This is a genomic window from Microbacterium sp. Nx66 (assembly GCF_904066215.1).
Lineage (GTDB): Bacteria > Actinomycetota > Actinomycetes > Actinomycetales > Microbacteriaceae > Microbacterium > Microbacterium meiriae.
In genome coordinates, this window is sequence record NZ_LR880474.1 from 1,947,342 (window position 1) to 1,970,769 (window position 23,428).

At 70.4% G+C, this 23,428-nt stretch carries 20 protein-coding genes and 1 tRNA gene; 13 read left to right on the forward strand and 8 right to left on the reverse strand.

The window, feature by feature from the left end:
• Positions 1-38 precede the first annotated feature (38 nt).
• Positions 39-1,160 carry a COX15/CtaA family protein gene (locus tag MICNX66_RS09260; RefSeq protein ID WP_187661632.1) on the forward strand — a complete coding sequence of 374 codons (1,122 nt, stop codon included), beginning with the start codon at positions 39-41 and terminating at the stop codon, positions 1,158-1,160.
• 68 nt (positions 1,161-1,228) lie between these two features.
• Positions 1,229-1,708 (forward strand): hypothetical protein, encoded by a 480-nt coding sequence (locus MICNX66_RS09265; protein WP_187661633.1) that lies wholly within the window; start codon positions 1,229-1,231, stop codon positions 1,706-1,708.
• Here the strand turns inward: MICNX66_RS09265 and MICNX66_RS09270 are convergent.
• Positions 1,654-2,559 (reverse strand): heme o synthase, encoded by a 906-nt coding sequence (locus MICNX66_RS09270; protein WP_187661634.1) that lies wholly within the window; start codon positions 2,557-2,559, stop codon positions 1,654-1,656. The two genes, MICNX66_RS09265 and MICNX66_RS09270, sit on opposite strands and share 55 nt — an antisense overlap.
• 248 nt (positions 2,560-2,807) lie before the next feature.
• On the opposite strand from MICNX66_RS09270, the gene tkt reads away from it, so the two are divergent.
• From tkt to pgl, 6 genes are read left to right on the forward strand one after another with little or no spacing between them, the layout of a single operon-like run.
• Complete coding sequence (tkt, locus tag MICNX66_RS09275) at positions 2,808-4,904, forward strand: transketolase (protein WP_187661635.1); 2,097 nt, start codon at positions 2,808-2,810, stop codon at positions 4,902-4,904.
• The gene (gene tal, locus MICNX66_RS09280) at positions 4,901-6,013 is read left to right on the forward strand and encodes a transaldolase (protein ID WP_187661636.1); all 1,113 of its coding nucleotides are present in this window, start codon (positions 4,901-4,903) and stop codon (positions 6,011-6,013) included. Before tkt ends, tal begins: the two co-directional genes overlap by 4 nt.
• Positions 6,010-7,617, forward strand: coding sequence for a glucose-6-phosphate isomerase (locus MICNX66_RS09285; protein ID WP_187661637.1), 1,608 nt, complete (start codon positions 6,010-6,012; stop codon positions 7,615-7,617). Before tal ends, MICNX66_RS09285 begins: the two co-directional genes overlap by 4 nt.
• Positions 7,618-7,637: 20 nt before the next feature.
• Positions 7,638-9,188, forward strand: coding sequence for a glucose-6-phosphate dehydrogenase (gene zwf, locus MICNX66_RS09290; RefSeq protein ID WP_187661638.1), 1,551 nt, complete (start codon positions 7,638-7,640; stop codon positions 9,186-9,188).
• On the forward strand, positions 9,185-10,120 hold the full coding sequence (locus MICNX66_RS09295; protein WP_187661639.1) for a glucose-6-phosphate dehydrogenase assembly protein OpcA: 936 nt from the start codon (positions 9,185-9,187) through the stop codon (positions 10,118-10,120). Before zwf ends, MICNX66_RS09295 begins: the two co-directional genes overlap by 4 nt.
• Positions 10,121-10,125: 5 nt before the next feature.
• Positions 10,126-10,905: a 6-phosphogluconolactonase gene (gene pgl, locus MICNX66_RS09300; protein WP_187661640.1), complete on the forward strand. Its 780-nt coding sequence runs from the start codon at positions 10,126-10,128 to the stop codon at positions 10,903-10,905.
• On the opposite strand, the gene MICNX66_RS09305 is transcribed toward pgl, so the two are convergent.
• Complete coding sequence (locus tag MICNX66_RS09305) at positions 10,899-11,939, reverse strand: DMT family transporter (protein ID WP_187664169.1); 1,041 nt, start codon at positions 11,937-11,939, stop codon at positions 10,899-10,901. The genes pgl and MICNX66_RS09305 overlap by 7 nt on opposite strands.
• Before the next feature lie 61 nt (positions 11,940-12,000).
• Here MICNX66_RS09305 and def point away from each other — a divergent pair, with 61 nt between their 5' ends.
• Both def and MICNX66_RS09315 read left to right on the forward strand, forming a co-directional pair.
• Positions 12,001-12,567, forward strand: a complete 567-nt coding sequence (gene def / locus MICNX66_RS09310) for a peptide deformylase (RefSeq protein ID WP_187661641.1) — start codon at positions 12,001-12,003, stop codon at positions 12,565-12,567.
• 116 nt (positions 12,568-12,683) lie between these two features.
• Positions 12,684-13,199: a hypothetical protein gene (locus MICNX66_RS09315; protein WP_071329492.1), complete on the forward strand. Its 516-nt coding sequence runs from the start codon at positions 12,684-12,686 to the stop codon at positions 13,197-13,199.
• 64 nt (positions 13,200-13,263) lie between these two features.
• On the opposite strand, the gene MICNX66_RS09320 is transcribed toward MICNX66_RS09315, so the two are convergent.
• The gene (locus MICNX66_RS09320; protein ID WP_187661642.1) at positions 13,264-14,676 is read right to left on the reverse strand and encodes a PucR family transcriptional regulator; all 1,413 of its coding nucleotides are present in this window, start codon (positions 14,674-14,676) and stop codon (positions 13,264-13,266) included.
• A gap of 114 nt (positions 14,677-14,790) precedes the next feature.
• Here MICNX66_RS09320 and MICNX66_RS09325 point away from each other — a divergent pair, with 114 nt between their 5' ends.
• Together MICNX66_RS09325 and MICNX66_RS09330 are read left to right on the forward strand one after the other, a co-directional pair.
• Positions 14,791-15,888 (forward strand): alcohol dehydrogenase catalytic domain-containing protein, encoded by a 1,098-nt coding sequence (locus tag MICNX66_RS09325; RefSeq protein WP_187661643.1) that lies wholly within the window; start codon positions 14,791-14,793, stop codon positions 15,886-15,888.
• A 44-nt stretch (positions 15,889-15,932) separates the two neighbouring features.
• The gene (locus MICNX66_RS09330; protein WP_187661644.1) at positions 15,933-17,369 is read left to right on the forward strand and encodes an APC family permease; all 1,437 of its coding nucleotides are present in this window, start codon (positions 15,933-15,935) and stop codon (positions 17,367-17,369) included.
• A gap of 117 nt (positions 17,370-17,486) precedes the next feature.
• On the opposite strand, the gene MICNX66_RS09335 is transcribed toward MICNX66_RS09330, so the two are convergent.
• The 5 genes from MICNX66_RS09335 to dusB form a co-directional block, all read right to left on the reverse strand.
• A tRNA-Asn gene (locus MICNX66_RS09335) sits at positions 17,487-17,562 on the reverse strand.
• A 97-nt stretch (positions 17,563-17,659) separates the two neighbouring features.
• Positions 17,660-18,433: an ATP-binding cassette domain-containing protein gene (locus tag MICNX66_RS09340; RefSeq protein WP_187661645.1), complete on the reverse strand. Its 774-nt coding sequence runs from the start codon at positions 18,431-18,433 to the stop codon at positions 17,660-17,662.
• A 36-nt stretch (positions 18,434-18,469) separates the two neighbouring features.
• Positions 18,470-20,338 carry a DNA primase gene (gene dnaG / locus MICNX66_RS09345; RefSeq protein WP_187661646.1) on the reverse strand — a complete coding sequence of 623 codons (1,869 nt, stop codon included), beginning with the start codon at positions 20,336-20,338 and terminating at the stop codon, positions 18,470-18,472.
• Positions 20,338-21,723, reverse strand: a complete 1,386-nt coding sequence (locus MICNX66_RS09350; protein ID WP_187661647.1) for a deoxyguanosinetriphosphate triphosphohydrolase — start codon at positions 21,721-21,723, stop codon at positions 20,338-20,340. The genes dnaG and MICNX66_RS09350 overlap by 1 nt, the downstream gene beginning before the upstream one ends.
• Entirely contained in the window at positions 21,713-22,867 is a 1,155-nt protein-coding gene (gene dusB / locus MICNX66_RS09355) for a tRNA dihydrouridine synthase DusB (protein WP_187661648.1), read from the reverse strand. The genes MICNX66_RS09350 and dusB overlap by 11 nt, the downstream gene beginning before the upstream one ends.
• A 59-nt stretch (positions 22,868-22,926) precedes the next feature.
• On the opposite strand from dusB, the gene MICNX66_RS09360 reads away from it, so the two are divergent.
• Positions 22,927-23,421 carry a glutathione peroxidase gene (locus MICNX66_RS09360; protein ID WP_187661649.1) on the forward strand — a complete coding sequence of 165 codons (495 nt, stop codon included), beginning with the start codon at positions 22,927-22,929 and terminating at the stop codon, positions 23,419-23,421.
• Positions 23,422-23,428 lie beyond the last annotated feature (7 nt).

The window sequence follows — 23,428 nt, forward strand, 5'->3', positions numbered from 1 at the left end:
CGGGCCGTGCGCCACGTCTTCGACGGGCCGGAGGACTTATGCCCGAGACGACCATCCCCACCGCTTCGACGACGCGGGCGACCCCCTCCCCCCGCTCCGCCGTATGGGGTCGCGCGCTCACCGTCTTCGCCTGGCTGTCGTTCCTCAGCGAGACGATCATCATCGGCACCGGCGGTGCGGTGCGTCTGACGGGCTCCGGCCTCGGCTGCACCGAGTGGCCGCTGTGCACACCCGAGTCGCTCGTCCCGATCGTCGAGGTGCAGGGCATCCACGGGATGATCGAGTTCGGCAACCGGCTGATGACCGGCGTCGTCGGGATCATCGCGATCGCCGTCGTCCTGCTCGTCCTGCACACCATCAGCGGCCGCCGGGCGCTCATCAACGCCCTGTGGTTCGCTGTCGGCGGTCTCGTCGGGGCGGCGGTCGCCTTCGCCCTGGTCTCGCTCACCGACTTCCCGGCGTTCCCCGTCGCCTCCGCCGTGCTCCTGATCGCGGTGATCGCGGCCGCGGTCCACTCGGTCCGCACGACGCCCGCCCGGCGGGACCTCGTCCTCCTCGCCTGGCTCGTGCTGATCGGCGTCGTCGCGCAGGCCTTGGTCGGCGGCATCACCGTGCTCACGGGCCTGAACCCCTTCATCGTCGGGTTCCACTACACGTCGTCGCTCCTGCTCGTCTGCATCACCGCCGCGTTCCTCGTGCGGCTGGCGACTCCGGAAGGACCGCGCGAACGGGCCGTCCCCACCTGGTTCGCGATCGTGACGCACATCACCGGCCTCGCCCTGGCCGTGACCATCCTGTTCGGCGTGCTGACGACCGGATCGGGCCCGCACTCCGGCGACGCCGACGTGCTGCGCCGCGGCTTCGACGCCACGGTCCTCGCCCACGTCCACTCCTGGCCGGGTTACATCCTCGCCGCGCTCGTGCTCTTCCTGACGGTGGCGGCCTGGGTCCTTCGTCTCGAGCCCCGCCGGTGGCTGCTCGTGCTCGTCATCGCGATCCTCGTGCAGGTCGCCGTCGGCGTCTGGCAGGCGCGAGAAGGGCTTCCGCCCGTGCTCGTGGGCATCCACATGGTCCTGGCATCGCTCTCCGCCGCGACTTACACCGTCGTCGTGCTGCACCTCAAGCGCACCGCGTCCGTCGTACCCGCCCCTGCCGACTGACCTGCCGCACAGACGATCCATAGCGCGCGCACCGGGCGCTCATCACCGCATCGACCATCGTGGTCGACATGAACAAGACACTCACCCGCAGCGCCGGGTTCTGGCTCCTCATCGTCGTCTCCCTCGCCGCGGTCGGAGTCGGCGGCTGGATGATCGCCGGACAGGTCGGCACGATGACCACGACCCTGATGGACGGCACCGCCACCGGTGTCGAGGTGTACGTCGGTCAGTCGCTCGTCGTCGTCGGCGCCGTCGTCCTCGGCGCGGGCCTGGTGGGCCTGCTCCTGTCGCTCGGCCTCGTCGCCGCGCGCACGCTGGTCGCCACCCCCGTCACCGCCGCGCCGATCGTCGAGCAGGAGGCGTCGATCATCCAGGACGAGACGGCCGAGACGGTCTCAGACCCGCGCGAGGAGCCCGCTCTCCCGACCGCCGCCGCAGAGTTCGCAGAGCCGCAGGTCGAGCCGGCGTCCGCGGAGCCCCAGGCCGACGAGGGTCAGAAGGGCAGCAGCGGGTCGATCGCCACGGCGACGAACAGCAGCGTCAGGTAAGTGATCGAGGCGTGGAAGACCCGCATCGGCCGCGCCTCGGTCCCCCGCACCGCCTGGTTGTACAGGCGGTGCGATTCGTAGATGAACCAGCCGCCGAACACCAGGGCGGAGACGGTGTAGACGAGGCCCATGCCGGCGATCGGCACGAGCAGCAGCGAGCAGGCGACCGTGGCCCACGCGTACAGGATGACCTGCAGGCCGACCTGCGACGCGTTACGGGTGACGCCGAGCATGGGCACGTCGACGTCGTCGTAGTCGTCCTTGTACTTCATCGACAGCGGCCAGTAGTGCGGCGGCGTCCAGAGGAAGACGAGCAGGAACAGGATGAAGGCGGGCCAGTCGAGCGATCCGGTGACGGCGGACCAGCCGATAAGGACCGGGAAGCAGCCCGCGATGCCGCCCCAGATGATGTTCTGCTCGGTACGGCGCTTGAGGATCATCGTGTAGATCACGACGTAGAAGAAGATCGCGGAGGCCGACAGGACCGCCGTGAGCCAGTTCGTGGTGAACCAGAGCCACACGGTCGACACGATCGCGAGCGTCCACGAGAAGATCAGGGCACCGCGCGGGCTGACCTCGCCGGTCACGAGCGGGCGGTTCTCCGTACGGTGCATGTGCGCGTCGATGTCGCGATCGAGGTACATGTTGAACGCGCCGGCGGAACCGGCGCTCATGGACCCGCCGATGACGGTCGCGAGGACCAGCCAGAGATCGGGCAGCCCACCCTGCGCGAGGAACATGACCGGAACGGTCGAGACGAGGAGGAGTTCGAGGACTCGGGGCTTCGTCAGAGTGACGTAGGCGCTCACCGTGCGACCGATGGACGACTTCCGTACGGTCTGATCAGACATCGTCGAGATCTCGATCGCCTCCTCCGCGCGCGTTACCGGACAACCTCTCCAGTGTATGACACGCCGTGACGCCTTCCGCGCCTTCCGGCCCCCGGCCGCCGGGACCGTCACCGCTATGCTGAGAGCACTCGCGCGCCCGGTGCTGCGCACAAACCCGCCCGTCCCCGGACGATGCGGGATGCGCCAGGGAAGTTGCGGATGCGCCAGGGAATACCGGCGCCCTCGAAACTGTCGGAAAGGGCATGAACGTGTCGGAATTGCAGTGGGACGAGATCGATCGACGCGCGGTGGACACCGCCCGGATCCTGGCGGCCGATGCGGTCGAAAAGGTCGGCAACGGTCATCCCGGCACGGCGATGAGTCTGGCCCCCGCCGCCTATCTGCTGTACCAGCGTGTGCTGCGGCATGACCCGACCGACACCGACTGGCTCGGCCGCGACCGCTTCATCCTCTCGGTCGGCCACTCGTCGCTGACGCAGTATGTGCAGCTCTACCTCGGTGGGTTCGGCCTCGAGCTCGACGACCTCAAGGCGCTCCGCACGTGGGGTTCGAAGACGCCCGGCCATCCCGAGTACGGCCACACCAAGGGCGTCGAGATCACCACGGGTCCGCTGGGCCAGGGCCTCGCCTCCGCGGTGGGCTTCGCCTACGCCGCCCGCTACGAGCGCGGCCTCTTCGACCCGGAGGCCGCGGCGGGCGCGAGCCCGTTCGACCACTTCGTCTACGTGATCGCAGGCGACGGCGACCTGCAGGAGGGCGTCACCAGCGAGGCCTCCTCGCTCGCCGGTCACCAGCAGCTCGGCAACCTCATCGCGATCTACGACTCCAACCAGATCTCGATCGAGGACGACACCAACGTCGCCTTCACCGAGGACGTGGCCGCCCGCTACGAGGCCTACGGCTGGCACGTGCAGACCGTGGACTGGAAGAAGACCGGCGAATACGTCGAGGACGTCGCCGAGCTCCACGCCGCGATCGAGGCCGCCAAGGGCGAGACCGACAAGCCGTCGCTCATCATCCTCAAGACCATCATCGGCTGGCCGGCACCCGGCAAGCAGAACAGCGGCAAGATCCACGGCTCGGCGCTCGGCGCCGACGAGCTCGCCGCCACCAAGAAGGTCCTCGGGTTCGACCCGGAGCAGACCTTCGTCGTCGCGGACGACGTGCTGGAGCGCACCCGCGGCCTCGCGGAGCGCGCCGCCGAGGCCCGCGCCGCCTGGCAGGAGTCGTTCGACGCCTGGGCCGCCGCCAACCCCGAGCGCAAGGCCCTGCTGGACCGCGTCGAGGCGCACGAGCTCCCCGCCGACATCGCGGAGGCCCTCCCGGTCTTCGAGGCCGGCAAGGACGTCTCCACCCGCGCCGCGTCCGGCCAGGTCATCAACGCGCTGGCCGCGCAGCTCCCCGAGCTCTGGGGCGGCTCCGCCGACCTCGCCGAGTCGAACCTCACCACGATCAAGGACGCGCCGTCGTTCATCCCCGCCGAGTGGTCGACGCACGAGTGGTCGGGCACCCCCTACGGCCGGGTGCTGCACTTCGGCATCCGTGAGCACGCGATGGGGGCGATCGTCAACGGCATCGTGCTGCACGGCCCGACGCGCGCCTTCGGCGGCACCTTCCTCATCTTCAGCGACTACATGCGCCCGTCCGTGCGCCTGGCCGCGCTGATGAACGTGCCGAGCATCTTCGTCTGGACGCACGACTCGGTCGCCCTCGGCGAGGACGGTCCGACGCACCAGCCGATCGAGCAGCTCGCGACGCTGCGCGCCATCCCGAACCTGGCCGTCGTCCGTCCGGCGGACGCCAACGAGACCGCCGCCGTGTGGCTCGAGATCCTCCGGCGCCACGAGGGACCGGCCGGCATCGCGCTGACCCGCCAGAACATCCCGGTGTTCCCGCGCGGCGAGGGCGAGGCCTCTGGCGACACGTTCGCCTCCGCCGCCCAGGCCGTCAAGGGCGCCTATGTGCTCGCCGAGGCGCCCGGCGGCACGCCGGACGTCATCATCGTGGCCACCGGCTCCGAGGTGCAGCTCGCGGTGAACGCCCGCGAGGTGCTGGCCGGCGAAGGCGTGAACGTCCGCGTCGTCTCCGCCCCGTCGCTGGAGTGGTTCGCGGAGCAGGATGACGCCTACCGCGAGAGCGTGCTGCCGTCGTCCGTCACCGCACGCGTGTCGGTCGAGGCCGGTTCCGTGCTCACCTGGCGCGGCATCGTCGGCGACCGCGGTCGCTCGGTCGGCATCGACCACTTCGGCGCCTCCGCCGACTACAAGACCCTCTTCGAGAAGTTCGGCATCACCACCGAGGCCGTCGTCGCGGCCGCCCGCGAGACCATCAAGGAGAACGCATGAGCACCCCCACCGCCCAGCTCGCCGCCGCCGGCGTCAGCATCTGGCTCGACGACCTCTCGCGCACCCGCATCTCCTCCGGCAACCTCGCCGAGCTGATCGCGTCGCGCAACGTCGTGGGCGTCACCACGAACCCGACCATCTTCGCGAACGCGATCACGGACAAGAACGACACGTCCTACGACGCGCAGGTCACCGAGCTCGCCGCGTCCGGAGCCTCCGCCGAGGACGCCGTGTTCGCCGCGACGACCCAGGACGTCCGTGCCGCGCTCGACGTCTTCCGCCCGGTGTGGGAGGAGTCCGGCCACGTCGACGGTCGCGTCTCGATCGAGGTCTCCCCCGACCTCGCCCACGACACCGACGGCACCGTGGCGCAGGCCAAGGAGCTGTGGAAGACCGTCGACCGCCCCAACCTCCTGGTCAAGATCCCGGCCACGAAGGCGGGGCTCCCCGCGATCACCGAGGCGATCGCGAACGGCATCAGCGTCAATGTCACGCTCATCTTCAGCCTGGAGCGCTACGCCGAGGTCATCGACGCCTACCTGACGGGACTGGAGCGCGCGCACAGCGGTGACTTCGACCTGTCCAGCATCCATTCGGTCGCCTCGTTCTTCGTCTCGCGCGTCGACACCGAGACGGACAAGCGTCTGTCGGCGATCGGCTCCCCCGAGGCGGAGGCGCTCAAGAGCAAGGCCGGTCTCGCGAACGCGCGCCTCGCCTACGAGCTGTTCGAGCAGAAGTTCGCCGAGAAGCGCGCACAGGACCTCCTCGCGCTCGGTGCGAACCTCCAGCGTCCACTGTGGGCCTCGACCGGCGTCAAGGACCCGAACCTCCCCGACACGCTGTACGTGACCGAACTGGTCGCAGACGGCGTCGTCAACACGATGCCGGAGAAGACCCTCGAGGCGACGTTCGACCACGCCGTCGTCACGGGAGATACCATCACCGGCGGCTACGAGGAGGCCCGCGAGGTCTTCGCCGGGCTCGCCGAGGTGGGCGTCGACTTCGACGCCGTCACCGAGGTGCTCGAGGAGGAGGGGGTCGCGAAGTTCATCGACTCCTGGCACGATCTGCTCGCGCAGGTCACCGAGGCTCTGGAGGCACAGCGATGACCTTCGCCATCCACGCATCGGGCGCGGCGCGCGTCGCCATCGAGGAGACCGTGCCGGCCCTGGTCCACGACCTCGTCGCCTCCCGCATCACCGGTGGCGACGCCACGCTCTGGGGCCCGGCCGCCGAGGCCGAGGCGTCGGTCCGCCTCGGCTGGGTCGAGGCCGTCTCGGTCTCCCGCCCGCTCGTCGCCGAGATCGTCGCGCTGCGCGAGGAGCTCGCGTCGAAGGGCGTCACCCGCGTGGTCCTCGCCGGGATGGGCGGCTCCTCGCTCGCCCCCGAGGTCATCGCGCAGACCTCCGGCGTCCCGCTCACCATCCTCGACTCCACCGCCCCGGGTCAGGTGCTCGCCGCCCTCGACGAGGGTCTCGCCGAGACGGTCCTCGTCGTGTCGTCGAAGTCGGGCTCCACGGTCGAGACCGACTCGCAGCGCCGGACCTTCGAGGCCGCCTTCCGCGACCTCGGCATCGATCCCACCGAGCGGATCGTCGTGGTCACGGACCCCGGCTCCCCGCTCGACACCTCGGCACGCGAGGCCGGCTACCGGGTCTTCAACGCCGACCCGAACGTGGGGGGCCGCTACTCGGCGCTGACCGCCTTCGGTCTCGTCCCCTCGGGACTCGCCGGCGTCGACATCGACGAGCTCCTGGACGAGGCCGAGGCCTCGCTGCTCGAGGTGGCCGTGGACTCCGCCGACAACCCCGCACTCCGTCTCGGAGCCGCGATCGCCGCCACGAGCCCCCGCCGCGACAAGCTGGGTCTGATCACCGACGGCACGCACATCAAGGGGCTGCCGGACTGGATCGAGCAGCTGATCGCCGAGTCCACGGGCAAGGAGGGCACGGGCATCCTCCCGGTCGTCCTGCTCCCGGTCTCGCCGGAGCTGGACCCGGTCCCCGCCGACCTCCAGATCGTGCGTCTCGTCGACGACGCCAACGAGTTCCACCTGCACGAACGGCACGAGGGCGAGATCCTCGTCAGCGGCACGCTCGGCGCGCAGTTCATCGTCTGGGAGTACGCCACGGCGATCGCCGGGCACCTCCTCGGGATCAACCCGTTCGACCAGCCCGACGTCGAGTCCGCCAAGGTCGCCGCCCGAGGTCTGCTCGACGCGCGCCCGGAGCCGACGGCTCCCGCGTTCGTCGAGAACGGTGTCGAGGTCCGGGTCTCCGACCCCGCCCTCGCCGCGTCGGGAACCGTCGAAGGCGTGCTGGACGCTCTCTGGGCGCAGCTCCCCGCCGACGGCTACGTGTCCATCCAGGCGTACGTCAACCGCCTCGAGGTGCCGCAGCTCCAGGGTCTGCGCGAACTCGTCGCCGCCGACTCGGGGCGCCCGACCACGTTCGGCTGGGGACCGCGCTTCCTGCACTCCACGGGCCAGTACCACAAGGGCGGCCCCGCCCAGGGCGTGTTCCTGCAGATCCTGGAGCGCACGGACGTGGATCTCGAGATCCCCGACCGCCCGTTCACGTTCGGGCAGCTCATCCAGGCGCAGGCGGCCGGCGACGCGGGTGTGCTCGCGGAGCACGGACGGCCCGTCGTCTCGCTGACGATCACCGAGTCCTCGGACGACGTGCTCGCCCTCTTCGAAGCCGCACAGAAGTAATCGCAGGAGAGCCCCCACCGATGTCTGTACCCATCTCGCGCGGGCACAACCCGCTGCGCGACCCCGACGATCGTCGTCTCAACAGGATCGCAGGGCCCAGCGCCCTCGTGATCTTCGGCGTGACCGGTGATCTGTCCCGCAAGAAGCTCATGCCGGCGGTCTACGATCTCGCGAACCGAGGGCTGCTGCCGCCCGGCTTCGCGCTCGTGGGCTTCGCCCGCCGCGACTGGGAGGACCAGGACTTCGCCCAGGTCGTCTACGACGCGGTGAAGCAGCATGCCCGCACGCCGTTCCGCGAGGAGACCTGGACGCAGCTGCTCCAGGGCATCCGGTTCGTCTCCGGCGAGTTCGACAACCCTGACTCCTTCCGCAAGCTGCGGGAGACCGTCGAGAAGCTCGACGTGGAGCGCGGGACCATGGGCAACCATGCCTACTACCTCTCGATCCCGCCGAAGGACTTCCCGCTCGTCGCGAAGCAGCTCAAGGACTCGGGCCTCGTGGGCGAGGACGCGGACGACGACGAGCGCTGGCGGCGCGTCGTCATCGAGAAGCCGTTCGGGCACGACCTCGAATCGGCCCGCGCTCTCAACGCCGCCCTCGAGGTCGCGTTCCCTGCGGACTCGATCTTCCGCATCGACCACTACCTCGGCAAGGAGACGGTGCAGAACATCCTCGCGCTGCGCTTCGCCAACGAGCTGTACGAGCCGATCTGGAACCGCAACTACGTCGACCACGTGCAGATCACGATGGCCGAGGACATCGGCGTCGGCGGTCGCGCGGGGTACTACGACGGGATCGGCGCCGCACGCGACGTCATCCAGAACCACCTGCTCCAGCTCCTCGCGCTCACGGCGATGGAGGAGCCCATCAGCCTCTCCGCCGAGCATCTGCGAGCAGAGAAGGAGAAGGTCCTCGCGGCGGTGCACGTGCCGGAGGATCTGTCCCTCGCCACCGCGCGCGGGCAGTACGCCGGCGGCTGGCAGGGCGGTGAGAAGGTCACCGGCTTCCTCGACGAGGACGGGATGGACCCCGAGTCGACGACCGAGACCTACGCGGCGATCAAGCTGGAGATCGACACCCGGCGCTGGGCCGGCGTGCCGTTCTATCTGCGGACGGGCAAGCGCCTGGGCCGACGCGTGACCGAGATCGCGGTGGTGTTCAACCGCGCACCGCAGCACCTGTTCGGCCGCGGCAACGCCTCGGAGCTCGGTCAGAATGCGCTCGTGATCCGCGTGCAGCCCGACGAAGGCGTCACGATCCGCTTCGGCTCGAAGGTGCCGGGCAACGGGACGAACGTCCGCGACGTGACGATGGACTTCGGCTACGGCCACGCGTTCACGGAGGCGAGCCCGGAGGCGTACGAGCGTCTGATCCTCGACGTCCTCCTGGGCGACCCGCCGCTCTTCCCGCGGCACGAGGAGGTCGAGCTCTCCTGGAAGATCCTCGACCCGGTGGAGAAGTACTGGGCCGCCCAGGGCGGCCCGGTAGAGCAGTACGCGCCCGGCTCGTGGGGACCGGCCTCGGCCGACGACCTGCTGGCCCGCGACGGACGAGTCTGGAGACGCCCGTGATCATCGACCTTCCCGACACGACCGTCAGCCAGGTCGCGAAGCAGCTCGTCAAGGTGCGCGAGGAGGGCGGCGCCGTCGCCCTCGGCCGCGTCCTCACCCTCGTCATCTCGGCCCGCAAGGGGGTCGCTGAGGCCGCCATCGATGCCGCGAACGATGCGTCGCGCGAGCACCCGATGCGCGTGATCGTGCTGACCACCGGCGACGGCGAGTCCCGACTGGACGCGCAGATCCGTGTGGGCGGCGACGCCGGTGCGAGCGAGGTCGTCGTGCTGCATGCGCACGGCGACGCCGCGAGCAACGAGGAGAGCCTCCTCACCGGTCTGCTCCTCCCCGACGCGCCGGTGGTGGCATGGTGGCCGGATGAGGCTCCCACCGCTCCGGCGACGTCGCCTCTCGGCCGGATCGCCCAGCGCCGGATCACCGACGCCGCGACGTCCCCCGACGTCCGCGACCGGCTCGCGCTCCTCGGGCGCACGCATGCCCCGGGCGACACCGACCTGGCCTGGACGCGCCTGACGCACTGGCGTGAGCAGCTGGCCGCGGTGCTGGACCAGCCGCCGTACGAGACCATCACCGCCGTCGAGGTCCGCGGGGCGAGCGCCTCGCCGTCCACGGCGCTGCTCGCCGCCTGGCTGCAGATGGCACTCGACGTCCCGGTCCGGTGGTCGTACGAGGACCCGGAGCACTGGCAGGAGGGTATCAAGTCGGTGCGCCTCACGCGCGAGTCCGGCGACATCCTGCTCGAGCGGCCGTCGCCGGGTGTGGCCGTGCTCACCCAGCCCGACCAGCCCGATCACGACCTCCACCTGCCGCGGCGCACGCTGCGCGAGTGCCTTGCCGAGGAGCTGCGCCGGCTCGACCCCGACGTCCTGTACGGTCGAGTGATCACGGAGGGCTGGGAGAAACTCGGTCCGCCCGAGACAGGAGAGTGACCTCGATGCCGGGATCGTCCGCAGAGAAGCGGGTCGTGGTCGAATCCACCCCGACCACCCTCGCCCTCCGGGTCGCCGATCGCTTCCTCACCCGCGTCCGCGCGCGCACGCGGAACGGCCGGCTGGCTCACATCGCCCTGACGGGCGGGTCGATGGGCGGCGCCGTGCTGCGCGCTGTACGGGAAAATCCGCGAGCCGCCGAGATCGACTGGTCCCTCGTCCACTTCTGGTGGGGCGACGAGCGGTACGTCCCTCGGGACGACGCGGACCGGAACGCGCTCCAGTCCCGAGAGGCGCTGCTCGACCACATCGACGTCCCGGCGGAGAACGTGCACGAGGTCGCCGGCTCCGACAGCGGACTCGACCTCGATCAAGCCGCCGCCGCGTATGCCGCCGAGCTCGCCCGTTTCGGCACCGAGGAGCACCCGTGGCCGTCGTTCGCGGTGTGCTTCCTCGGAGTCGGTCCCGACGGTCACATCGCCTCGCTCTTCCCGGACCGCGAGGAGGTCACCGTGACCGACGCCGCTGCGCTCCCGGTGCGGGACTCCCCCAAGCCTCCGCCCGAGCGGGTGACCCTCACCCGCCCTGTGCTGAATGCCTCCAAGCGCGTGTGGCTGGTCCTGACCGGTGCCGACAAGGCCTCCGCGCTGGGCCTCGCTCTCGCCGGCGCCAGTTACACGAGCGTTCCGGCAGCCGGGGCGAAGGGGCGCAAGCGGACGGTGTTCTTCGTCGACGAGGCGGCGGCATCCGAAGTCTCGCCCGACCTCATCGACCAGGCCTACTGAGCGTCGGGGTCGCGCGTCTCGCGCGGGTCCGGCTGCTCCGGCGCGCCCGATGACGGCGCCGCAGGCGGGGCCACGGGATCACTCCCCCTGGTGATGCCGAGGTCCTGGCTCTCGCTGAGGACCTGCGGATGGAACCGGGCGAGCCCGACGACACCCCAGACGGCGATGCCGCCGGCGACTCCGAAGATGATGAAGACCCACCACGGCGCCGCCGCGGCCTCGCCGAGCACGAGCATGCCGATGAGCACGGCCACCATGGGGTCGACGACCGTCAGGCCCGCGATGACGAGGTCAGGGGGACCGGAGCTGTAGGCGGTCTGCACGAAGTACGCACCCACCGCGCCCGCCGAGAGCAGCGCGAGCAGGCAGACCGCGGTGATCCACTCGAACTGGCCCGCCTCGATCCGCTTGATGATGACCTTCGCGAGCGTGGCGACGAAACCGTAGAGGATGCCGGCGCCGATGATGTAGAACAGCGCCCGCATCCGGTGCCGGAGGATGAGCCAGCACGCCCCGAGCACGATGATCACGACGAGCAGGATCGCGAGGATGACGAACAGCTCTCGGTCCGTGACCTCCTTCTCCGTGGCGTAGATCGCGGCGAAGAACACGAACAGGAAGATGCCGCCGACACAGGCGATGATCGCGGTGAGGGACTGCCGCGTGGGGGCGTGGCCTGAGATGCGGGCATTGAGCAGCGTCGTGATGACCAGCGCGATGGCGCCGAGCGGCTGCACCACGATGAGGGGCGCCTTGACGAGGGCGGCGAGCTGGCAGACGATCGCGAGGCCCAGCATGAGCGTGCCGACCACCCAGGACGGGCGGGTGAACAGGCGCTTGAGCTGATCGAAGCTGAGGCCGGCGGCACCGTCGGAGCCGCTGAGCCGCTCGACCTTCTCCACGCCCCGGTGCTGGTACTGCGCGCCGAGCGACATGAACACCGCGCCGGCGAGGGCCAGCGGGATGCCCAGGAGCAGGCCGGGGTTCTGGAACGCTCCGACCAGCTGGTCGCCGACGTCCTCGACCGTCCCCATCCACACCCCTGCGCTCACAGTACGACCCTACCCGGAGAGTGCCGCCGACTAGGGTTGTGACGTGGCTGTCCTTCCGATTCGCATCATGGGCGATCCCGTCCTGCACTCCCCCGCCTCCCCCGTCGAGGCCATCACCGACGAGATCCGCACCCTCGTCGCGGACATGTTCGAGACCATGGACGCCGCGCCCGGCGTCGGCCTCGCCGCTCCGCAGGTCGGGGTGCCGCTGCGGATCTACACGTACTCCTACGTCGACGACGACGACCAGCCGTGGCGCGGTGTGCTCATCAATCCGGAACTGTGGATGACGCCGACGGAACCGGGCGCTCCCGACCCCGAGCTCGAGTCCGAGGGCTGCCTGTCGTTCCCCGGCGAGCGGTTCCCGTTGCGCCGGTCCGACCGCGTGCGCGTGACGGCGACGGACCTGGACGGTGGCCCCGTCACGCTCGAGGTGGACGGCTGGCGCGCCCGCATCATGCAGCACGAGTTCGACCACCTCGACGGCGTGCTCTACATCGACCGCCTCTCGGACTCCGACTGGAAGACCACGCAGAAGATCGCCCGCAAGCGCGGCTGGGGGCGACCGGGTGCCAGCTGGCTCCCCGGCGTCGACGACCTCGAGGGCTGATCGCATTCAGCCCACGCACAGCATCCTTCAAGTTGCGTCATAGACTCCGGGCACTATAGCGTGTTCGCGGCGGGGATATTCAGCATGCCCCGCGTCACGCTCTGAAGGGGAAATCCATGATGAAGTCGCGCACCCGTCGCGCACTCGTGCTCACCGGTTCGGCCGTCGCCGTCTCGCTCGCCCTCACCGGTTGCAGCGCGATCAACAGCATCCTCGGCGGCGGTCGCGCCGACGCCGACCGCGACGAGGAGACCGGCCAGGTCACCGAGAGCGCGAACATCGACGTCTTCTCGGTGAAGCTCGGCGACTGCATGCTCGAGACCGGCTCCGGAATGCTCACCGACGCGAACGTCGTGCCGTGCTCCGAGCCCCACGACGAAGAGGTCTTCTACGAGATCAAGATGGACGACGGCGACTACTCGGAGGACGCCATCAGCGCCGCCTCCGAGGGCTGCATCGGCGACGCGTACACCTCCTTCGTCGGCGTCTCCTACCAGGAGTCCGCCCTGGACGTGACCACGCTCACCCCCAGCAAGGACTCGTGGGAGCAGGCCAACGACCGCGTGATCCAGTGCATCATCATCGACCCGGCCGGCCAGGTCGAGGGATCGCTCAAGGGCGCCGCACGCTGATCCGACGGCATCTCCACGAAGGGCTCCGCCATCAGGCGGGGCCCTTCGTCGTCCGGGTCGTGGGTCAGTCGTCGGAGGCGCGCAGCGCGAGCCACGCCGCGACGCGGTCATCCGGATCGCTCAGGGAGAGTCCGATCAGATCCTCGATCCGTCTGATGCGGGTCGTCAGCGTCTGCCGGTGGATGCGGAGTCGCGCCGCACTCTCGCTCCAGGCTCCGTTCGTCGCGAGGAACACCCGGAGGGTGTCCAGCAGCTCGGCCGGCCTCTCGGCGGCGCGCAGCGGATCGAGCAGTCGGGCGAGGCGGCCGGTCTGATCGCTGTCCAGCGCCCCGAGCACGAACGACACCGTCGGGATGGCCTCGTAGCGGACCACGCGTTCGCCCCCGGTGCGCGCGGCTTCGCAGGCGTGCCGCGCCTCGTCGATGCTGCGCGCGAGAGCATCGGTGCCCGCCGATCGGCCGAGACCGAGATAGAGGGTCGAGGCGAACGCCCTGGCGCGATGCGCGATCTGGTCGGCATGGTCCTCGCGCACGACGCCCTGGACGATTCCCCGCTGCGACGTGAAGACGTGCTCCGCGCCCAGCTCGTCGAGCCAGAGGCCGAGCAGATGCTCGACGTCGACACCGCTGGTACGGGAGGCGAGGGCGAACCCCACCAGCACGCGCTCGTGCACGCCCCAGCGGCGGAGCAGACGAGTGGCCTCCTCCCCTCCCTCGCGCACGGTCTCGAACATCATCGAGCGGCCGAGGCGCTCCAGCTGACTGCTGTCCCTCGTGCGCATGAGCAGATCGAGCAGCGCCGCGGCCTGCGAGCTCAGTTCCCGAGCGCGGCCGGAGCTGCCGTTACGCGGAGCGGTCACGAGCTGCGCGCTGATGTCCTGACCGGGACCGACCGGGTGCACCTGGAGGGCGCGATGCCGCACCCGCACCGGCCTGCCGACGGCGACCGCGATCGCGTCGTCGATGTGCAGGCTTCCGGCACCCGCCGTCGTGATGACCTCACCATGCCGGTCCAGCAGCACCGCCCACCCGTCGATGCGGTGCGCGAGCTCGGCGATGACGCCGGTGATGCCGCTGCGTCGCGCCGCCAGTGTGAGCACCCGCATCGCCGAGGTGATGGCGCGAGCCTCCGCCGCCTGATCGACCGCGAGGAGCGAGGTCAGCGTCGGGACCAGCAGCGACGGCGGCATCGGCACCCCGACGATGGCCGTGATCCCCGCGTCCCGCACCGCTTCGCGAAGACGGGGGCTGTCGTCGCTCGTGACCGCCACGGCCTCCCCCAGCGCGGCGCGCCGGTCGCCGGCGACGCCGAAGAGCGCGGTCTCTTCGGCCACGACGAGCGTCGCATGGAGCGGATCCACCGGTGGACCGAAGTCGTCGAGGGGTACGACCGCGTTGACGGGCCGCGCACCGGGAACGGCGCCGGGCAGCAGCTCCGCGCGGAGATATCGGGCCACCGAGGCGACGTCACGAGCCACCCTCCGATCATACAGATTGTCGAAGAGCAGCCGTTCTCTTCACGCTTCTGTCGGATGCCGAGGCCTTCCGCTCTCTCCTAGCATCGTGCGCATCCCCACTTCCCGAAGGATGTCATGAAAGCTGTTGTCTTCCGCGACCCCCAGTCGCCCATCGAGTTCGTCGACGTCGACCTCGCCCCGCCCCGCGCCGGTGAGGTGCGCGTGCGCATCGCCGCTGCCGGCGTCTGCCACTCCGACCTGCACGTCAAGCGCGGCGAGTGGGATGCGGCCGCTCCCCTGGTCATGGGCCATGAGGGCTCCGGGGTCGTCACCGAGCTCGGCGAAGGCGTCACCACCCTCGCTGTCGGCGACCACGTGGTGCTGAGCTGGGTGCCGCCGTGCGGCGAGTGCCGGTACTGCCGCGCCGGCCACGAGGCGCGGTGCCAGAAGGTCGCGACCGTGGTCGCGCCGCTGGGCGTCCTCTTCGACGGCACCTCCCGGCTGAGCCTCGACGGCGAGCAGCTGCACCACTACCTCGGTGTCTCGTCGTTCGCGGAAGAGGTCGTCGTCCCCGCGTCCGGAGCCGTGAAGGTCCGCGACGACGCGCCCCTCGACGTCATCGCCGTCGTCGGCTGCGCCGTCGCGACCGGTGTCGGCGCCGTTCTCAACACCGCCGCCGTCGAGCCGGGGTCGACCGTCGCCGTCATAGGCTGCGGCGGCGTCGGCCTCAACGTCGTCCAGGGAGCCCGTCTCGCCGGCGCCGAGCGTATCGTCGCGATCGACGTGCGCCCGGAGAAGACGCAGATGGCGCTGCAGTTCGGCGCCACGGACCGCATCGACGCCTCTCAGGGCGACGCCGTGGCACAGCTGCGCGAGCTCATCCCGGACGGCGTCGACTACGCCTTCGACGCGATCGGACGCACATCCACGACCGAGCAGTCCATCCAGATGCTCGGACTCGGCGGCGCCGCCGTGATCGTCGGCCTGCCGCCCACAGGGGCGCGTGCCTCGTTCGAGCCGCTCGTCCTCGCCGAGGCCGACCAGCGCATCCTCGGCTCGAACTACGGCTCGGTGCGACCGTCGATCGACGTCCCCGCACTCGTGGACCGCTACATGGACGGGCAGCTGAAGATCGACCCCCTGATCTCGGGCCGCCGACCGCTGTCCGAGGCCGCCGCCGCGCTGGACGACCTCGACGGCGGCTCGGCCCTCCGCACCCTCCTCATCCCCTGACCGCCGCGCGCGGCCCATCCCTGAAACCCGAATCCAGGAGAACCATGTCTGACACCGTCGTCGCCCCGCCCGGCGCCCCGCAGGATGCCGGCCTCCGCACCGGCGTCATGAGCGGACCCGAGCTCGCCGCCCAGGCCATCGCCAACATCGCCCCCAGCGCCGTCATCGCCTTCACGGCCGCCGCCATCTTCCTCGGCGCCGGGAACGGCACCATCTACGCCTTCGCCCTGGCCACGATCGTGATCCTGTGCGTCGGGTACTGCGTGGTGGTGTTCGCCCGCAAGCACGCCTCCGCCGGCTCGCTCTACACCTACGTCTCCAAGGGTCTCGGGCCGTTCGGCGCCTTCCTCGCCGGCGTGACGCTGCTGATCGGCTGCTTCGGCATCGCGGCCGCCTCCCTCAGCGGCTCGGTCAGCTACATGGGCCAGTTCCTGAGCATGCTGGGCCTGCCCGCGCAGGGCCTGGGGTGGGATGTCGGCCTGGCGATCCTGCTCGGTGGCCTGGCGACCCTCTTCACGATCCGCGGCATCCGGCTCTCCGCCCGGGTCTCGCTCGTCCTCGAGCTGCTCTCCGTCGGCATCATCCTCGTGCTGCTCATCGCAGCGCTCGCGTGGGCGGGGCCCTCCGCCTGGGACCCCGCGCAGGTGCTCGCGACCGGCTCCTCGTTCCAGGGCATCGCGTCCGGCATGGTGCTCGGCATCCTGGGCTTCGTGGGCTTCTCCTCCGCGGACGCCCTGGGGCGCGAGGCCAAGGAGCCGTACAAGGCGATCCCCCGCGCGATCATGTGGAGCGCCCTCGGTGTCGGCGTGCTCTACGTCTTCGCCGCCTACACGCAGATCGCGGTGCTCGGCGACGACCTCGCCACCGCCGCGAGCCCGCTGGAGAGCATGTCCGCCCTCATCGGCATGCCGGGCTGGTTCGCGGCCGTGCTCACCTTCGGCGTGTCCGCGTCGTTCTTCGCCGTGGTCGTCGCCCCGCTCAACGTGATCGGCCGCATCGTCTACGTGATGGGCAAGGAAGGCGTCGTCGCCGAGCGCTTCGGCCGCACGCACGAGCAGCACCTCACGCCGCACCGGGTACTCATCCTCGCCGGTGCTGCGGCGATCACGGTCGACATCGTGCTGCTGGCCGCGGGAGCCGCGACGGGCGACATCCTCGTCTGGGTCAACACCTGGGGCACCTACGGCTACATGGTCGCCTACGCCCTCGTCGCCATCGCGTGCGTGGTCTACACCCAGCGGGCGAAGATGCGGAACGGTCTCGTGAAGGTCTGCGCGACGGTCGCCGTCGTGACGATGGCGTACGTGTTCTTCGCGAACGTGTGGCCCGTCCCGGCCTTCCCGTACAACGTGATCCCGTACGTATTCCTCGTGACGGTCGCCCTTGCGCTGACCCGGTACGCCTACCTCGCCCGTCGCCGGCCTGATGTGATCGCCCGGATCGGCAACACCGAGACGAGCGCCATGGAGGGCGTCGGCTGAACGACGCTCCCCGCAGAGAAGAGCCCCTCCGCGTGGAGGGGCTCTTCCTCTGCGTCCGGCGCGATCGTGCGGTCCGGATACGAGAGAAGCCCCCTCCGTGGAGGGGGCTTCTCTCGTTGGCTCCCCGGCTTGGACTCGAACCAAGAACCTGCCGGTTAACAGCCGGCTGCTCTGCCAATTGAGCTACCGAGGAATGTGCGCCGCTGTGCGGGCAACTCGTCAAGCTTAGCAAACTCCGGACGCGGTTCGTGACACCGGGGCACCTTCCGCGGCCGTCGGGCGTGTCGCGCTCAGCGGCGTGAATCCGACTCCGCATTGGGCACCCACAGCAGGTCCTTCCCGACGCCGCGCGCGACGACATGGCCCCCACGCAGCATGAGCGTCTCGGCGTTGAGTTCCCGGATGAAGTCCGCGTCGTTGGTGACCAGGAGCGCGGCCATCCCCTCCTCCTTGCGACGCCGGGTGATGGCGTCGAAGACCACCGGCCGCACCTCCAGATCGAGGTTCGCGAGGATCTCGTCGGCGATGAGCACGCGCGGCTCCAGCACGAACGAGCGGGCGATCGCGACGCGCTGCCGCATCCCCGCGCTCAGCTCGTACGGGAACTTCGCCGCGGTCCCGAGCGGCAGGTGGAGCTCATCGAGGAGCGTCGCCACGCGGATCGAGAGCGCGCGGGTGTTGACGCGCTTCTCCCGGATGAGGATCGGCTCGGCGATGACCTCGTTGACCGTCAGCTGCGGCGGCAGGTCCGCCCCGGCGCCCTGGGGCACGAAGCCCGTGCGGTAGGTGAGGATGCGGTGCTTGCGGCCTGGGCGGCGGATGTCGATGCCGCAGACCTGTGCCCGGCCGCCGACGACGCGCACCGAGGGATCGGTCGAGCCCGCGAGCGCGGCGACGAGGGTCGACTTGCCCGAGCCGGTCGGTCCCGCGACGCAGATCAGCCCCCCGGGAGCGAGCGAGAACGTCACGCCGTCGACCGCGCGATTGGGCGCGCCGTGACCGATCCGGTCGATGACCAGATCGGAGCACTCGATCGCGTTCGAGGATTCGGGCGTGCGGGGCATATGTCCATCCTGCCGTCTCGTCCGGGACCGTTCCGGTTACGACTCGGCGAAGAAGCGTTGGCGCTCCACGTCGATGTCCCGCAGCCGCACCCGCAGCGCGCGCCCGCCGTCGGAGTCCGCAGGGACGCGCTGGACCGCGCCCAGCAGCTCCTGCTTCTCGTGCTCGAGCTGCCGCAGCACCAGGCGTCGCGCGAGATCGGTCGCGGAGGCCACCGCTCCGGCCTCATCCCGTGCCGGGAACGGCGTCATCAACAGCTCGCCGGCGAGGGAGCGGTAGGGCTCGCGCACACTGTTCACCGCGTCCGTCACCCATCCGGGGCGGCTGCGGTCGGGCGCGGCCGCGACCGCCTCGCGCACCGCGTCGAGGCCGGGTGTGCGGAACGGCTCGGCGAGAGCCCGGGTCAGCAGCGCCGCATCGACCTGGTGTCCGTACTGCAGAGCCCCCATGAGCGCGTCGCGCTCCACGGCGACGTCGGGTGAGCGGGGCAGGCTGGCCAGTGTGACCGCAGCGACCACGGGAGCGCCCGTGGACGGGTCGACCCGCGGCGTGCTCTCTCGGCGCGTCTGGGGCGCGGCGGACTGCGCCCCACGGGCGGCACGCTCCACCTCCCCGTGCACCTCGGTCGGGTCCATGCCGAGCCGGCGCGCCAGCACCCGCTCGTACCCGGGGCGCAGCAGCCGGTCGCGGATCTCCGCGACGATGGGGGCCGCGGCACGGAGAGCACCGACCCTGCCCTCGACGGTGGCGAGATCGAAGCCGGCGAGCTTGCGGTCGATCGCGAACTCGAACATGGGCTGCTTCGCGTCCATGAGGCCGCGCACCGCCGCGTCGCCGCGCTGCAGCCGGAGGTCGCACGGATCGAGGCCGTCGGGCGCGACCGCGACGAAGGTCTGGGCGTTGAACTTGTCGTCTTCCGTGAACGCCCGCAGTGCGGCCTTCTGTCCCGCCTCGTCGCCGTCGAACGTGAACACGACCTCACCGGACGCGTTGTCATCGCCCATCACCCGCCGGAGCACCTTGATGTGCTCGGCGCCGAACGCCGTCCCACAGGTCGCGACCGCGGTCGTCAAGCCCGCGAGGTGACAGGCCATCACGTCGGTGTACCCCTCGACGACGACGACCCGACGGGGGTCGCCGCGCGCGATGTCGCGCTTGGCGAGGTCGAGCCCGTAGAGGACCTGGGCCTTCTTGTAGATCGGTGTCTCGGGGGTGTTGAGGTACTTGGGGCCCTGATCGTCGTCGAAGAGCTTGCGGGCGCCGAAGCCGATCGTCTGCCCCGACACATCCCGGATCGGCCAGACCAGGCGCCCCCGGAACCGGTCGTACACGCCGCGCTGTCCCGTCGAGACGAGGCCCGCGGTGCTCAGCTCCTCCCGCGTGAATCCCTGGGAGGTCAGCGCCTTGAGCATGCCGTCCCAGCCCCGCGGGGCGAAGCCGACGCCGAAGTGCGCCGCCGCGCCCGCGTCGAAACCGCGCTCCCCGAGGAATCGGCGGGCGGCCTCGGCATCGGGCGACAGCAGCTGGGAGCGGAAGAACTCCGCGGCGGCCGTGTTCGCCGCGTAGAGCCGGCTGCGGCCGCTCGTCTCCGGCGCCGCGCCCCCGTCCTCATAGTGGAGCGTGTAGCCGATGCGGCCCGCGAGCCGCTCGACCGCCTCCGTGAAGCTGACGTGATCCATCGCTCGGAGGAAGGAGTAGACGTCGCCCGACTCCCCGCATCCGAAGCAGTGGTAGTAGCCGACCTGCTGGCGGACGTGGAAGCTGGGACTCTTCTCGTCGTGGAACGGGCACAGGCCCTTGAGGGAACCGACCCCCGCGGACTTGAGCGCGACCCGCTCCCCCACGATGTCGGCGATGTTGGTGCGGGCCTTGACCTCGTCGACGTCGGCCTGGCGGATGCGGGGCATCAGCGCGCGCCTTCTGCGACGGGCCGCCTCTCGACGGGCGTGCGCGCGCCGGGGCGCGCATGACGCGGCGTCCAGATGCCGACCTCCGCCGGGTCGATCTCCCCGACCAGCCGGTTGTGCCAATCGATCGCGCTCTGATCGGTCAGGCTCGCGATCTGATCGACGACCACCCGCGCCCGCTCCGCATCGCTCTCCGCCGCGACGAAGTCGGCAGCGAACGCCGGCTCCAGCACGTCGGCGCCGGCAGACCACAGGGTGTCGGTGGACCACAGGGCGTCGGCCAGCCGCTTGAGGACCCGCCGCTGCTCCTTGTAGACGCCCTTCCTGGCGTCGATCGTGACGATCGCCTGACCCATGATCCCCTTGAGCACCGCGATCTCGACCTCGACGACGCGCGGCACGATGACATGGGCGTTGTAGCGGACCAGCCGCGTGCCTCCGAACGCCTCGCGCGTGGCGGAGACCGCCGCCCGCGCGAACCGGCCGATGAGGTCGCTGGTGAGGTTCTTGAGCCGCGCGAGATCCTGTCGGGAGCGGTCGAAGGACGCCAGCCACATCGGCTGCGAGGCGAGCCGGTAGAGCGCATCGGCGAGCTCATCACGCGTGAAGTCGTAACCGACCCACTGCTGGATCCGGCTGAGCAGGGCCTCGTGGGCAGCGGGATCGGCGAGCTGCGCGACGTCGACGTAGCCGTTGACGATCGCGTCCTCGAAGTCGTGCACCGAATAGGCGATGTCGTCGGAGAGGTCCATGATCTCGGCCTCGATGCAGCGCAGCCGCCCCGGCGCTCCGTCGCGCATCCAGCGGAACACGGCCTCGTCCTCCGGGTACACGCCGAACTTGAGCCGGCCCCCCGGGTCGGGGACGGGACTGTCGACCGTCCACGGGTACTTGCAGGTCGCGTCGAGCGTCGCCCGCGTGAGGTTCAGACCGACGGAGGAGCCGCCCCCGTCGAGCACCTTCGCCTCCAGACGCGTGAGGATGCGCAGCGATTGGGCGTTGCCCTCGAAGCCGCCGATGGCCTCAGCCCATTCGTTCAGCGCCCGCTCGCCGTTGTGACCGAACGGCGGGTGACCGAGGTCGTGGCTCAGGCACGCGGTGTCGACCACATCCGCCGAGACCCCGAGGGCGGCGGCGAGCTCCCGGCCGACCTGGGCGACCTCGAGCGAGTGCGTCAGGCGGTTGCGGGCGAAGTCGGCCGTGCTGGCGGGGCTGAGCACCTGGGTCTTCGCGGCGAGCCGTCGCAGCGCGGCCGAGTGCAGCACCCGGGCACGGTCGCGGGCGAAATCGTCCCGCTCCGAGCGATGGGTCTCCGCGAAGAAGCGCTCCGCGTCGCGCGCGTCATAGCCGTCGGCGCGTGCGCCGACCCGGGGGTCATCCGCCACTGTTCTCGATCTCCGCTCCACGCATCATCTCCGAGGCCGACGAGGCGAGCTCGCGCGACTCCAGCCACTTCTCCGGAAGAGCGGTCCTCTTCGGGTGCCCCGCGCGTCCGCGCTGCCCTTCGGCGTCCGCACCAGGGTACGGTGCCGCACGGTCGAGCCGTCCGAGGAGGTCGTCGATCTCCTGCAGGCTCGACGCAGTCGCCAGCCCCGTCCGGATGTCGCCGCCGACCGGGTAGCCCTTGAAGTACCAGGAGACGTGCTTGCGGATGTCGCGGCAGCCGCGGTCCTCGTCCTCGAAGAACTCGACGAGCAGCTCCGCGTGCCGGCGGAAGGCGTCGGCGACGAAGCCGAGGGTCGCATCGACCGTCTTGCCCTCTCCGCCGAAGGCGAGGGCGAGCTGCCCGAACAGCCACGGCCGTCCGAGGCATCCGCGGCCGACGACCACGCCGTCGCAGTCGGTCTCCGCCATCATCCGCACGGCGTCCTCGGCCGACCAGATGTCGCCGTTGCCGAGCACGGGGATGCTGGTCACCGCCTGCTTGAGCTCGCCGATCGCACTCCAGTCGGCGTGTCCGGAGTAGAACTCGCTCGCGGTGCGCGCGTGCAGGGCGACGGCTGCGGCCCCGGCATCCTCTGCGGCGCGGCCGGCGTCGAGGAAGGTGAGGTGGTCGCGGTCGATGCCCTTGCGCATCTTCACCGTGAGCGGGATGTCGCCGGCGGCCTTCACCGCCTGATCGACGATGTCCGCGAAGAGCTTCGACTTCCACGGCAGGGCCGCCCCGCCGCCCTTCCTGGTCACCTTGGGGACCGGGCAGCCGAAGTTGAGGTCGATGTGGTCGGCGTGGTCTTCCGCGACGATGATGCGGACGGCCTCGGCGATGGTCTTCGGGTCGACGCCGTAGAGCTGGATCGAGCGCGGCGTCTCCGACTCGTGGTGCCGGATCAGCCGCATGGTGGTCTCGTTGCGCTCGACGAGGGCGCGCGACGTGATCATCTCGCTGACGTACAGGCCGGCCCCGTACTCCCGGCACAGGCGCCGGAACGCCGTGTTCGTGATCCCGGCCATCGGCGCGAGGACGACCGGCACGTCGAGGTCGATCGGGCCGATGCGGAGCGGGCGGGCGGGGGCGGTGGCGACAGTCATGGCGTGTCCATTCTCCCAGACCCGGAGCCGGTGGGGATGCGGCGACCTAAGCTGTGCATATGACCGATTCCGCGCTCCGTTCCATCCCCTTCACCGACGCCCAGGGGCAGGAGAAGACTCTGGACGATCTGGGTGCCGATGTGGTGCTCGTGGTGAACGTGGCCTCCAAGTGCGGCCTCACCCCGCAGTACGAGCAGCTGGAGGAGCTGCAGCGCCGATTCGGCGACCGCGGCTTCACGGTGGTGGGGTTCCCCTGCAACCAGTTCTTCGGTCAGGAGCCCGGTTCGGTCGACGAGATCCTCGAGTTCTGCTCCACGACCTACGGCGTCTCCTTCCCGGTGAACGACAAGGTCAAGGTCAACGGCAAGAACGCCGCGGAGCTCTACAAGGCACTCAAGGAGACGCCGGACGCGGGTGGCAAGGCCGGCCGCGTCGAGTGGAACTTCGAGAAGTTCCTCGTGCTGCCGGACGGCGACGTGCTGCGCTTCCGTCCCAAGCAGAAGCCCGATGCGCCGGAGATCGTCGAGGCGATCGAGGCCGCTCTCCCCCGCTGAGTCCGGT

What these genes read in the sequence shown, in the direction of transcription:
- MICNX66_RS09260 (WP_187661632.1), top strand. Translation starts at nt 39, where the DNA reads ATGCCCGAGACGACCATCCCCACCGCTTCGACGACGCGGGCGACCCCC.
- MICNX66_RS09265 (WP_187661633.1), top strand. Translation starts at nt 1,229, where the DNA reads ATGAACAAGACACTCACCCGCAGCGCCGGGTTCTGGCTCCTCATCGTC.
- MICNX66_RS09270 (WP_187661634.1), bottom strand. Translation starts at nt 2,559, where the DNA reads ATGTCTGATCAGACCGTACGGAAGTCGTCCATCGGTCGCACGGTGAGC.
- tal (WP_187661636.1), top strand. Translation starts at nt 4,901, where the DNA reads ATGAGCACCCCCACCGCCCAGCTCGCCGCCGCCGGCGTCAGCATCTGG.
- MICNX66_RS09285 (WP_187661637.1), top strand. Translation starts at nt 6,010, where the DNA reads ATGACCTTCGCCATCCACGCATCGGGCGCGGCGCGCGTCGCCATCGAG.
- zwf (WP_187661638.1), top strand. Translation starts at nt 7,638, where the DNA reads ATGTCTGTACCCATCTCGCGCGGGCACAACCCGCTGCGCGACCCCGAC.
- pgl (WP_187661640.1), top strand. Translation starts at nt 10,126, where the DNA reads ATGCCGGGATCGTCCGCAGAGAAGCGGGTCGTGGTCGAATCCACCCCG.
- MICNX66_RS09305 (WP_187664169.1), bottom strand. Translation starts at nt 11,939, where the DNA reads ATGGGGACGGTCGAGGACGTCGGCGACCAGCTGGTCGGAGCGTTCCAG.
- MICNX66_RS09315 (WP_071329492.1), top strand. Translation starts at nt 12,684, where the DNA reads ATGATGAAGTCGCGCACCCGTCGCGCACTCGTGCTCACCGGTTCGGCC.
- MICNX66_RS09325 (WP_187661643.1), top strand. Translation starts at nt 14,791, where the DNA reads ATGAAAGCTGTTGTCTTCCGCGACCCCCAGTCGCCCATCGAGTTCGTC.
- MICNX66_RS09330 (WP_187661644.1), top strand. Translation starts at nt 15,933, where the DNA reads ATGTCTGACACCGTCGTCGCCCCGCCCGGCGCCCCGCAGGATGCCGGC.
- MICNX66_RS09340 (WP_187661645.1), bottom strand. Translation starts at nt 18,433, where the DNA reads ATGCCCCGCACGCCCGAATCCTCGAACGCGATCGAGTGCTCCGATCTG.
- dnaG (WP_187661646.1), bottom strand. Translation starts at nt 20,338, where the DNA reads ATGCCCCGCATCCGCCAGGCCGACGTCGACGAGGTCAAGGCCCGCACC.
- dusB (WP_187661648.1), bottom strand. Translation starts at nt 22,867, where the DNA reads ATGACTGTCGCCACCGCCCCCGCCCGCCCGCTCCGCATCGGCCCGATC.
- MICNX66_RS09360 (WP_187661649.1), top strand. Translation starts at nt 22,927, where the DNA reads ATGACCGATTCCGCGCTCCGTTCCATCCCCTTCACCGACGCCCAGGGG.